Source organism: Streptomyces sp. RP5T (assembly GCF_003933965.1).
In the GTDB taxonomy this organism is placed as follows: Bacteria; Actinomycetota; Actinomycetes; order Streptomycetales; family Streptomycetaceae; genus Streptomyces.
This window is the reverse complement of sequence record NZ_RSAJ01000262.1, coordinates 1-11263: the sequence shown is the minus strand read 5'-3', so window position 1 is coordinate 11263 and position 11263 is coordinate 1. Positions and strand designations below refer to the sequence as shown.

12 protein-coding genes are annotated in these 11263 nt (G+C 73.1%); all 12 read left to right on the top strand.

Going from position 1 to position 11263, the window contains the following annotated elements; genetic code table 11:
- The first annotated feature begins 128 nt into the window (after positions 1 to 128).
- The 12 genes from EHS43_RS25080 (at position 129) to EHS43_RS25025 (ending at position 11260) form a co-directional block, all read left to right on the top strand.
- Positions 129 to 389 (top strand): lasso peptide biosynthesis PqqD family chaperone, encoded by a 261-nt coding sequence (locus EHS43_RS25080; protein WP_125193021.1) that lies wholly within the window; start codon positions 129 to 131, stop codon positions 387 to 389.
- Positions 386 to 817 (top strand): lasso peptide biosynthesis B2 protein, encoded by a 432-nt coding sequence (locus EHS43_RS25075; protein ID WP_125193020.1) that lies wholly within the window; start codon positions 386 to 388, stop codon positions 815 to 817. The genes EHS43_RS25080 and EHS43_RS25075 overlap by 4 nt, the downstream gene beginning before the upstream one ends.
- Positions 814 to 1779, top strand: a complete 966-nt coding sequence (locus EHS43_RS25070; RefSeq protein ID WP_125193019.1) for an ATP-binding cassette domain-containing protein — start codon at positions 814 to 816, stop codon at positions 1777 to 1779. Before EHS43_RS25075 ends, EHS43_RS25070 begins: the two co-directional genes overlap by 4 nt.
- A gap of 2 nt (positions 1780 to 1781) precedes the next feature.
- A complete protein-coding gene (locus tag EHS43_RS25065) occupies positions 1782 to 2666 on the top strand; it encodes an ABC transporter permease (protein ID WP_125193018.1) in 885 nt (294 codons plus the stop codon).
- A 122-nt stretch (positions 2667 to 2788) separates the two neighbouring features.
- Positions 2789 to 4003 (top strand): sensor histidine kinase, encoded by a 1215-nt coding sequence (locus EHS43_RS25060; RefSeq protein WP_125193017.1) that lies wholly within the window; start codon positions 2789 to 2791, stop codon positions 4001 to 4003.
- Positions 4000 to 4683, top strand: coding sequence for a response regulator transcription factor (locus tag EHS43_RS25055; protein WP_125193016.1), 684 nt, complete (start codon positions 4000 to 4002; stop codon positions 4681 to 4683). Before EHS43_RS25060 ends, EHS43_RS25055 begins: the two co-directional genes overlap by 4 nt.
- Before the next feature lie 58 nt (positions 4684 to 4741).
- The gene (locus EHS43_RS25050) at positions 4742 to 5911 is read left to right on the top strand and encodes an FAD-dependent monooxygenase (protein ID WP_125193015.1); all 1170 of its coding nucleotides are present in this window, start codon (positions 4742 to 4744) and stop codon (positions 5909 to 5911) included.
- A 101-nt stretch (positions 5912 to 6012) separates the two neighbouring features.
- On the top strand, positions 6013 to 6789 hold the full coding sequence (locus EHS43_RS25045) for a twin-arginine translocation signal domain-containing protein (protein ID WP_125193014.1): 777 nt from the start codon (positions 6013 to 6015) through the stop codon (positions 6787 to 6789).
- A complete protein-coding gene (locus EHS43_RS25040; protein WP_221740758.1) occupies positions 6789 to 7547 on the top strand; it encodes a hypothetical protein in 759 nt (252 codons plus the stop codon). The genes EHS43_RS25045 and EHS43_RS25040 overlap by 1 nt, the downstream gene beginning before the upstream one ends.
- Before the next feature lie 19 nt (positions 7548 to 7566).
- Positions 7567 to 8733, top strand: coding sequence for an inositol-3-phosphate synthase (locus tag EHS43_RS25035; RefSeq protein ID WP_125193012.1), 1167 nt, complete (start codon positions 7567 to 7569; stop codon positions 8731 to 8733).
- On the top strand, positions 8730 to 9749 hold the full coding sequence (locus EHS43_RS25030; RefSeq protein ID WP_125193011.1) for an SCO3242 family prenyltransferase: 1020 nt from the start codon (positions 8730 to 8732) through the stop codon (positions 9747 to 9749). Before EHS43_RS25035 ends, EHS43_RS25030 begins: the two co-directional genes overlap by 4 nt.
- Positions 9746 to 11260, top strand: coding sequence for an EboA domain-containing protein (locus EHS43_RS25025; RefSeq protein ID WP_185806394.1), 1515 nt, complete (start codon positions 9746 to 9748; stop codon positions 11258 to 11260). The genes EHS43_RS25030 and EHS43_RS25025 overlap by 4 nt, the downstream gene beginning before the upstream one ends.
- Positions 11261 to 11263 lie beyond the last annotated feature (3 nt).

Sequence of the window (11263 nt, the reverse complement as noted above, 5' to 3'; positions counted from 1 at the left end):
GCGCTGTACCGGCCCACCCCCGACACCCGCGCGCTCGGCCCCTTCGAGAACACCCTCGCGTGCGAGACCTGGCTGCGCTCACCGAGCGCCGTCGCCCCGCTCGCCGCGACCTCCACCCAAGGACGCCGATGACCTACACCCTGGAACCAGAAGTGATCGCCACCGACGTCGACGACGGTGTCGTCCTCCTCGACCAGCGCACCGGCCGCTACTTCCAGCTCAACCGTTCCGGCGCGACCACGCTCCGGCTGCTTCTCGACGGCAACTCGCCCGACCGGGCCGCCGAGTCGCTCGCCGCGGGCCGCTCGGAGGACCTCGGGCGCGCCCGCACCGACGTCCGCGCCCTGCTGGCGTCGCTGCTCAAGGCGAAACTGGTGGTGAGCTCATGAGCATGCCCGTTGTCTCCGAACGGTCCGGCCGGATCAGCTGGCACCGGCATCTCACCGCCCGCTGCGCGGTGGGCCTGGCCCACTTGCTCGCCAAGGTGCCGCCGCGCCGGCTGCGCCGGGTCCTGCGGACCGTTTCCCGGGGTTCCCGGCCCGCCACCGCCGCCCAGACCCTCGACGCCCGCACCTCCGTGGTGTCGGTGAGCGCCTGGTGCGCCGGACAGGGCTGCCTGGAGCGGTCCATCGCCACCGTTCTGCTGTGCCGGCTGCACGGTACGTGGCCCGACTGGTGCACCGGCGTGCGCACCCGGCCGTTCCGCGCCCACGCCTGGGTCGAGGCGGAGGGGCGGCCGGTCGGCGAGCCCGAGGACACCGGACTGTTCCGTGCCATGATCAGCGTCCGCCACCCCGCCACGGAGCAGCCCCGATGAGCGGCCGGACCGCGGTTCTCGTGGAGGGGTTGCGCAAGACCTACGGCACCCACGAGGCCGTCGTCGACCTGGATCTCTCCGTGGCCGCCGGCCAGACCTACGGCTTCCTGGGCCCCAACGGGGCGGGCAAGAGCACCACCATCGGCATGCTCTCCACCCTGATCCGGCCCTCCGCCGGACGGGCCGAGGTCGCCGGGCACGACATCACCCGTGAGCCCGCCGCCGTACGCCGCGGCATCGGGCTGGTCTTCCAGGAGTCCACCCTGGACGGCGAACTGACGGCCGAGGAGAACCTCCGCTTCCAGGCGGACCTGTTCGGCATGCCCCGGACCCTGGCCCGCCGCACCATCGCCGAACTCCTCGACCTCGTCGAGCTGACGCCGCGCAAGGACTCGCCCGTGCGCACGTACTCGGGCGGCATGCGGCGCCGGCTGGAGATCGCCCGCGGCCTGCTGCACACGCCCCGGGTGCTCTTCCTGGACGAGCCGACCACCGGCCTGGACCCCCAGACCCGGGTGGCCATCTGGGAGCACCTGCACCGGTTGCGCGCCGAGCAGGAGATCACCGTCTTCCTCACCACGCACCATCTGGAGGAAGCCGAGCACTGCGACCGGATGGCGATCATGGACCGGGGCCAGCTGGTGGTGGAGGGTACGCCCGCCGGGCTGAAGGGGGTCGTCGGCGCCGACCTGGTGGTCCTGCGCACCGGGGACGACGACGAGGCCGCCCGTGCCGTGCGCGACAGGTTCGGGATCGAGGCGGAGGCCGGCTCCGACGGTGTCCGGCTGCGCACCCCGGACGGCGCGGGCTTCGTACCCCGCCTCTGCGCCGAGCTCACCGTGCCCGTCCACGCGGTGACTGTGACCCCGCCGACTCTCGACGACGTGTTCCTGCACTACACCGGCCGCACCATCCGCGAGGCCGACGGTCCCCAGCAGCCCGCTTTCGGGCCGAGGAGATAGCCATGGCACAGACCGACGTGCACGGTCCGCCGACCACGAAAGCCGGCCCGCCCGGCCCCGCCGCCTGGGCCGCGGGACGCGACCGCGCTCTCACCCGCGACCTGCGCACCATCAGGGTGCTGTGGCGCCGGGAGACCATCCGCTTCGGCCGCAACAAGCTGCGCATCGCCATGGGCATGGTGACACCGCTGATGTTCCTGCTGATCCTCGGCACCGGGCTGAACTCCGCCCTTTCCGAGGACAGTCTGCGGGACTTCCGCGCCTTCCTCTTCCCCGGTGTGGTTCTCATGTCGGTGCAGGCCCCCGCCATCGCCGTCGGCGCGTCCATCGTGTGGGACCGGCGGTCCGGCTTCCTGCGGCAGATGCTGGTCGCCCCGGTGCGCCGCAGCGCCATCCTCGTCGGCACCTGCCTGGGCGGCGCCACCTCCGGCGCGGTCTACGGCGTGCTGATCCTGCTTCTGGGACCCGTCGCCGGGGTGCCGTACCGCCCGGGTCTTCTGCTGGTGCTGCTGCAGGTCGTGCTGGTGTCCTTCGCGTTCACGGCACTCGGGGTCACGGCGGCCGTGTGCATCCGGCGACCCGAGACCTTCCAGGTGGCCGTGAGCCTCTGCATGATGCCGCTGTTCTTCCTGTCCGGCGCGATGTTCCCGGCCGACGGACTGCCCGGTTGGCTCGGGGCGGCGGTTCGGCTCAATCCCCTCACCTACGCCGTGGACGCGCTGCGGCGCACCATGCCGGGCGAGGGGGCCGCGGCCATGGGCAACCGGGCGGCAAGCCCCGACTGGTGGGGCTGGACCCCGCCCGTGTCGGTGGAGACCGGGCTGATCACCGTGCTCGCGGTGCTCGCCCTGGCCGTCGCGACCCGGAGGTTCTCGCGTGTGGAGTGAACCGGCGGCCGACGGGCGCCGGATCGGCCCGACACGCCGGGTGCGGGGCGGGCTCCTCCTCCCGCAGGCTGTCATCCCCGCGCACGAAGCCCGCGGCCCCGGCCCGCGGTTAGGGTCGGACGATGGATCACCCCACGGTCCGGCCGCCGTTCGGACGACGGCTGACCCCGGCGCAGCTCGTCGCCCTCGACTGCCTCGCCGCACTTGCCTACGTGTCCTTCCTGCTGGTTCTGCGGCACACTCCGGCGATGCCCGACGACGGACCGACGGGCTGGGGCGCCGACGTGCTGATCGCCGCCACCGGAGCGCCCGTGGCGGTCCGCCGGCTGTGGCCGCTGCCGGTGTTTGCGGTCACCGTGTTCACCTCGCTCGCGGCGGTGGCCCTCGGTGTCGTCACGGACCCGTTCCTCGCCGTGGCGTTCGCGCTCTACCCGGTGGCCCTGACCGGCCGTACGCCACGCCGGTTGCCGGTCGCGGCGGCCGCGCTCATCGGCCTCGGCGGCATGATCGCCACCGAGCCCCGAAGCCCTTACACCTACTGGTGGTTGCAGGGCCCCGGGCTGATCGTCCTCGGCTGGGTGTCGATGGCGGGCTCCTGGGCGCTGGGCACCGCGGTCCGCGAACGCCGGGCCTACGCGGAGCACGCGGCCCGTGAGCTGGCGGAGCATGCCGTCACGGAGGAACGCATGCGGATCGCCCGGGAGCTGCACGACGTCGTCGCGCACAGCATCGGGATCATCGCCGTCAAGGCGGCGGTGGCCAACCATGTGGTCGGCACGCGTCCCGAGGAGGCCGGCGACGCGTTGCGGGTCATCGAGGCCACCAGCCGGGCCGCCCTGCACGAGATGCGCCATCTGCTCGACGTCCTGCGCTCGGAGCACACCGGTGCCCTCACGGACGCCGACCTCAGCCCCGTACCCGGCACCGCCGGGCTCGCCGGACTGGTCCGCAGCGCCTCCGACGCCGGGCTGCGCGTCAGCCTGGAAGCCCCCGACCTGGGCGACCTTCCGGAGGCACTCGGGCTGACGGTCTTCCGTATCGTCCAGGAAGCCCTGACCAATGCGGTCAAGCACGCGGCTCCGGCAGACTGCCGTGTCGTGATCACCAGAGACGAACGGCACGTGACGATCGACGTGACCGACGACGGCGGCCCCGCCCGTCGCGGCAGCACCTCGCAGGACGGCCCCGGTCGCGGCCACGGCCTGATCGGCATGCGTGAGCGGATCGCCGTCTACGACGGGGAGTTCACGGCCGGTCCGCGCCCGGAAGGCGGCTTCGCGGTCCTGGCACGGCTGCCCCTCGACTCCGCCGGGCTCGTGCGGGGAGCGGCTCGGTGAGCGACGACGTGCGCGTGCTCGTGGCCGACGACCAGGCCCTGCTGCGGGGCAGCTTCCGGGTCCTCATCGACAACGAACCGGGCCTGACGGTGGTGGGGGAGGCCGCCACCGGGCGCGAGGCCGTGGAGGCGGCGGGGCGTGAGCACCCCGACGTCGTCCTCATGGACGTCCGCATGCCCGAGATGGACGGCATCGAGGCCACCCGTCACATCTGCGGCGCCACCGGCACCGCCGGGGTGCGGGTCCTGATCCTGACCATGTTCGATCTGGACGCGTACGTGTACTCCGCGCTGCGCGCCGGTGCCAGCGGTTTCCTCCTCAAGGACACCCCGCCCGGCGACCTGCTCACCGGGGTGCGACTGGTCGCCTCCGGAGAGGGGCTCCTGGCGCCCTCCGTGACCCGGCGGCTGATCGAGGAGTTCGCCCGCGGCCCCGAGCGCGAACCACGGCCACCTGCTCGCGCCCTGGAGCGGGCCGGGATCACGGACCGCGAACGGGAAGTGCTCACCCTGGTCGCCAGAGGGCTGACCAACTCGGAGATCGCCGCCCGCCTCAGGCTGAGCGTGCCCACCGTCAAGACGCACGTCAGTCATCTGCTGACCAAACTCGACAGCCGCGACCGGGCCCAACTGGTCATCGTCGCCTACGAGACGGGACTGGTGTCGGCCGGTCAGCGGTGAACTCACCCGCCTGCGGAGGCGGGTGAGGCCACTCACCCGCACATCCGAAGGGACCGTCATGCCGAACCACAACCCGTCCGCCCCCCGAGTTGCCGTCGTCGGAGCCGGAATCGGCGGCCTCGCCGCCGCCGGCGCCCTCCTGCGCGCCGGCCTGCGGGTGGACGTCTACGAACGGGAACCCCGACTGCGTGAAGCGGGCGTCGGGATGCACCTCGCTCCCAATGCCACCCGCATCCTGTTCCGCCTCGGCCTGGAGGAGGCGCTGCGCACGGCCGCCGTCCGTCCCGAGGCCCTGGAGGTGCGCACACAGGACGGCCGCGTCCTCACCCGCCGCCCCATGGGCGACACCTGGGAGAAGGAGTACGGCGCCCCGCACCTCACCGTGCTCCGCGGCGACCTGCACACCCTGCTCGCGGACCGGGTGCCCGCCGCCGCCGTCCGCCTGGGCGCGCATCTGGTGTCCTGCGACACCGGTGACGACGGTGTGCGGCTCCGGTTCGCCGACGGGCACGAGACCTCCGCCGACCTGCTGGTGGGTGCCGACGGCGCGCACTCCACGGTGCGCCGGACCGTGGCCGGGGCGGAGGACGTCGTTCTGTCCGGCGCGAGCGCGCTGCGCGGCCTGGTACCCGCCGCCCGGGTACCGGGACTGGCCCCCGACACCATGTACATGTGGGTGGGACGGGTGGTGCGGCTGCTCGTGGTCCCCGTCGACGCCGGACGCCAGTTCAGCTACGTCGCCCTCCTCCCGGCGGCCGGCACCCCGGACGAGGAGTCCTGGACCGGCCAGGGCGACCCCGCGGAACTGGCCGCGGCCTTCGACGGCTGGCACGAGGACGTGACGGCACTCGTCGCCGCGTCCGGGACACCGGGCCGCTGGACGCTCCACGACCGCGAACCGCTGCCCCGCTGGGGCCACGGCCGCCTGACCCTCCTGGGCGACGCCGCCCACCCCATGCTTCCGCACCACGGCCAGGGAGCCGGACAGGCGCTGGAGGACGCGGCGGCACTCGCCCACTTCCTCGACGGCACACCCGAAAGCCTGCGCCGCTACGAGGAGTTCCGCCGGCAGCACACCACCCGTGTCCAACTCGGCGCCCGCGGCGGCGGCTCGCAGAAGGTACGGCCCGGCGCTCCCGACGGTCTGCGCCAGGTCGTGGAGGACACGTCCTGGATCCACCACTACGACGTCGAGGCGGCGCTCGTGGAGTCGGGAGCAGACGCGTAGCAGACGTATAGAAACCCGCACAGCACAACGACAGACCGCCGTATAGCCCCTCCTCCTAGCCTCCGGAGCAACGAAGCCGCAGCCAGGAGGAGGACGGCCCAGTGTCGTATCACGTCGACCGACGACAGGTCCTGAAGATCTCGCTCGGAGCAGCCGCAGCCGTGGCCACCGGTACGGCCGCGGCACACCCCGCCGCGGCCGCCGCGGGCCACGACGACTTCCCCGAGGTCCCCGGCATGAGCGGAGACCGCAGGGCGAACGAGTTCTGGTACCAGATGGACGAGACGACCCTCTACAACGCCGCGCAGGAGGTGAAGGACGCCTACGCGGCCATCAAGGCGTACGTCGGCAACATCGAGCGCGGCATGCGCGACAAGTGGCTCGAACTGGTCGCGCAGCCCGGCTACCCGCACACCTACGCCGAGTTCATGGAGCCGATCCGGCAGCCCCTCGAAGTGCTCTCGCGCACCCAGCTCGGTGTGATGGACCGGTTCTACGGCCGCCGTCACCACCAACTCGTCCAGGCTTTCGGCTGGTTCGGTGAGGGAGTGCTGTACGACCCGCGCGGGCACGCCCCGTTCCTGGTGCACACCATGAACGGAACCCCCACCATGCCGCCGCCCGGTTATCACACCTGGTACGCCTACATGCGCGCCATGATGCTCCTGGGCATCGACCGCAGGCGCTGGGAACGGCTCGCACCCGCCCTGTCCTTCGCCTGGGCGCTGCAGAGCACGGGCAGGCCCGCACAGGACAAGGTGAACCCGCCGATGCCGCGCCCCACCGTGCGCCGGCTCGCCGCCACCTGGCTGGTCAAGGACGTCCGTCGGCTCGACCAGGACTTCCAGTCCTACCCGTACCCCGAAGGGGTCAGCTGATGACGGCCCGCCCCGGCCGGCGCGAGCTCCTGAGGGCGTCCGCCGCGCTGACAGCCGGTGCCGCGCTCGCGGTGGGCGGTGCCGGAGCGGCGCACGCGGGTCCTGCCGACCCCGGGCTGCCGGAGATACCGGGCATGCTGGGCGACCGCCGCGCCAACGAGGTGTGGTACCTGCTCGACCAGGCCACGCTCTACCACCCCAGCCAGGAGTTCAAGGACGCCTACTATGCGCTCGTCGCCCTCTACGGCGGCGGCTGGGACAACACGCTGCTCAACACCTGGCGCCGGATGGCCACCAAGGACACCTACCGGCGCGACTTCACCGAGTTCGTGACACCGGCCCGGGGCCCGCTGGAGGTCATGTCGCGGGTCCAGCTGGCCGTGTTCGACTCCGTCTACCGCCCGGGCGACCCCCGACTGGTGCGCGCCTTCGCCCAGTTCGCGCAGGGCATGCTCTACGACCCGCGCACCGAGGGCCTGCACGTCATGACCGGCAAGCCCCCCGGCGGCTATCCCGTCTGGCACGTCGTCATGCGGGCCATGATGTTCCTCGGCATCGACAGCCACCGCTGGGAGCACTTGGCGCCCCTCAACGCCTTCGCGTGCGCCGTCCAGTTGACAGCCGATCCGGACCTGGAGCACGTCAACGAGGCTTTGCCGCCCCGGACGGTGCGCCGGCTCGCGGCCCACTGGCTGCCGCGCGGTGTCACGCAATTGGACCGGGACTTCCAGTCCTTCCCCTATCCGCAGCAGCCCTGAGAATCCTGGGAGAGGAACCATGCGCACGGGAATCTGGCTGGTGGGCGGACGTGGCTCGGTCGCGGCGAGCACCGTGGCCGGCGCGGCGGCCGTCCGCGCCGGCGTCCTTGCCCCGGTGGGGGTGGTCAGCGAGCTCGCCGCCTTCCGGGACCTGCCGCTGCCGGCGTTCGACGACCTCGTCTTCGGCGGACACGATCCGGCCACCGTCGGACTCGTCAAACGTGTCGAACGGCTCGCTGCGGACGGCGTCGTGCCGCACGACCTGCCCGACCTGGTCCGGTCCGAACTGCAGGTGGCCGACGCCGAGATCCGGCCCGGCCTCACCGACACCGGTCACCCGGCGGGCACCGCGGACGAAGCGATCGACGCCCTCGCAGCCGACATCGCCAACTTCCGTGGACGCACGGGCGCCGACAACGTGGTCGTCGTCAACGTCTCCTCCACGGAAGCACCGGTGCCCCCGCATCCGGCGCACGCCTCCGCCCGCCTGCTCACCGCGGCTCTGGGCCGTCCCGAGGACGCCGGTGTGCTGCCGGCCAGTTCCCGGTACGCCGTCGCCGCACTGCGCGCCGGATGCCCGTTCGTCGACTTCACCCCCTCCACCGGGGCCCGCCTGCCCGCGCTCGACCAGCTCTTCCGGGACCACGGTCTGCCCTACGCGGGAAGTGACGGCAAGACAGGTGAGACGCTCGTCAAATCGGTCCTCGCACCGATGTTCGCGCGGCGCGCGCTGACCGTCCGCAGCTGGTCCGGCACCAATCTGCTGGGCGGCGGGGACGGCGCCGCACTTGCCGACCCCAGGCGGGCCGCGGCCAAGATCCGGTCCAAGGACCGACTGCTGCGGGAGCAGTTGGGCACCCCCGTGGAAGGAGGCGTCCACATCCACGAACTGCCCGACCTCGGGGAGTGGAAGACCGCCTGGGACCACATCACCTTCGAGGGCTTCCTGGGCGCCCGCATGACCCTCCAGTTCACCTGGCAGGGTTGTGACTCCGCGCTCGCCGCCCCCCTGGTCCTGGACCTGGCGCGCTTCATGGCGCTGGCCCACCGGGCCGGGGAGAGCGGGCCCGTACGCGAACTGGGCTTCTATTTCAAGGACCCCGTCGCCAGTGACGAGCACGCCCTGGACCGGCAGTTCGAGGAACTGGTCGGCTGGGCGCACGGACTGCCCCGGGCGGCCCGGTGACCGCGCGCCGACGCCTCGCAGCCTACGCACGGCTGACGCGCCTGCCCGCCGGCCTCACCGTGCCCGGGGACATCCTCGCCGGCGCGGCAGCAGGGGGGACACCGGTGGGCCCCCGCCATCTGGGTCCGGTCGCCTCGTCCCTGTGCCTCTACTGGGGCGGCATGGCCCTCAACGACTACGTCGACCGGGAGGTGGACGCGCGCGAACGGCCGGACCGACCCGTGCCGTCCGGCGCGGTCAGCCCCGCCGCCGCCCTCACGACCGCCGTCGCCCTCACCGCGGCGGGCCTCGGTCTCACGGCGCTGGCAGAGGGACGCCGTGGCCTGTGCACGGCCGTGCCCCTCACGGCCGCGATCTGGACCTACGACATCCTCGCCAAGGAGAGCCCGACCGCTGGGCCTCTCGTGATGGCCGCGGCCCGCGCCCTCGACGTCCTGCGCGGCGCCGGGCCCGGACGTCTGACCACCGCCCTGCCGACAGCCCTGCTGAGCGGAGTGCACACGGCCGCGGTGACCACACTGAGCCGCCACGAGGCCGCGTACGGGACGTGCGCGGGGGAGGGAACGATCGGAGCCGTGGTCGTCGAGGCCGGAGGCATCGCCCTCGAGGGCAGGATCGAAAGGTCCCACGGCACCACCGCCTCCGACAGCCCAGGCCACGGCACGGACGACGTGTCCGGGCGGCCCGTCCGGGACGCGGCCCTGCGATCCCTCGGCGCCACGGCGGCCGTCACCGCCGGCATCTGCCTGGCGGCCGAGGACGCCGGACGGCGAGACCGGATCATCGCCGGAGCGCTCGCCCTCGGATTCCTCTCCGCCGCGGGGGCGGGGTCGCTCGCCGCCCTGCGGAAGCCCACCCCGTACCGGGTGCGCCGAGCGGTCGCCGCGCAGATCCACGCGATGGTGCCCCTCCAGTGCGCACTCCTGGCTGCCGCCGGCCGCAGCGGAACCGGACTGGCCCTGCTCGCCGCCTATCCGCCCGCCCGGCGCCTTGGTCGAAAGGTCTCCCCGACATGAGCCGACGCGCTCTGACGTTCGCATACGGAACCAACGGATTCGGCGACCACACCCTCGACGAGGCGCTCGACGTGGTGGCCGGTCTCGGATACGGCGGCATCTCCCTCACCCTGGACCGCCGCCACCTCGACCCGTTCGCCGACGATCTGGACGGGCGGCTCGCCCACCTGCGCCGCCGGCTCGACACCCTCGACCTGGACGCGGTCGTGGAGACCGGTGGCCGCTACCTCCTGGACCCCTGGAACAAGCACCACCCCACCTTCTTCGACGACGGCCGTGAGGTCCGGGTCGACCTTCTGCTCCGCGCCGTTCGCATCGCCGCCCGGCTGGAACTGCCCGTGGTCTCGCTCTGGAGCGGGATCCGGCCGCCCGGGATCGACGACGACAGCGCCTGGAACCACCTCGTCACCGCTGTGGAGACCCTCGCCGACGAAGCCGCACGGCACGGCGTACGCCTGGGCTTCGAACCGGAGCCGGGGATGTTCGTCGACACCCTGGACCGCTTCGACGAACTCCGTGCCCGGCTCGGCGAGCATCCCGCGCTCGGCCTCACCCTCGACATCGGACACTGCCGCTGCCTCGAAACGCAGCCGGTCCCCGCGTGCGTGCGACGGGCCGCCCCCCATCTGGTCCACGTGCAGATCGAGGACATGTGCCGCGGTACGCACGAACACCTGGAGTTCGGACACGGCGAGATCGACTTCCCGCCCGTCCTCGGGGCCCTCCTGGAGACGGGGTACCGGGGCCTGGTCTCCGTCGAGCTGCCCCGGCACAGCCATGCCGCCCCCTCCACGGCCCGGCGTTCGCTCGCCTTCCTGCGCGCCGCGGAACAGGGCGCGGACACCGTCGACGCGCTGTGGGACCGCCTGCCCGGCGGCGCCGCCCGCTGGGTCCGGGAAGCCCAGCACACCCTCGCCGCCGCCCCGGACGCGCTGCCGGAACTCTTTCCCGCCGTGGGCCGCAGGTGCGGGCGCGCCCTGCTGCCGGGTGCGGCGGAGCCGTACGGCTGGACCGTGGACGACGCCGCCCGCGCGCTGCTCCTCGACGCGCCGGCCCTGCGCGACGGCGAACTGTCCGCTCGCCTCGCCGAGGTGTACCTGCACGGGGACGCCGCCGAGCGGCGCGGAGTACTGCGCGCGCTGCCGCTCCTCGACCGCTCCGGCAGGCTCGGTGCCGCGGCGCTTCCCCTGGTCCACGACGCGCTGCGCACCAACGACCCAGGACTGATCGCCGCCGCGCTCGGCACCGTCCCGGGCGCCCCGGGCTACGCGGCCCGCCACCTCGACGACCACGCCTTCCGGCACGCCGTCCTCAAGTGCGTGTTCACCGGCATCCCGCTGGCCGGGATCAACGGCCTCGCCGACCGCACCGACGTCGAACTGCTGCGCATGATGCGGGCGTACGCCGACGAACGCCGCACCGCCGGCCGCGACGTGGCACATGACGTCGAGGACTTCCTGACCGGCCACGGCGGCGAGAACCTCAGCCGGCCGGCCCCGGCCCCTCGCTGAGGC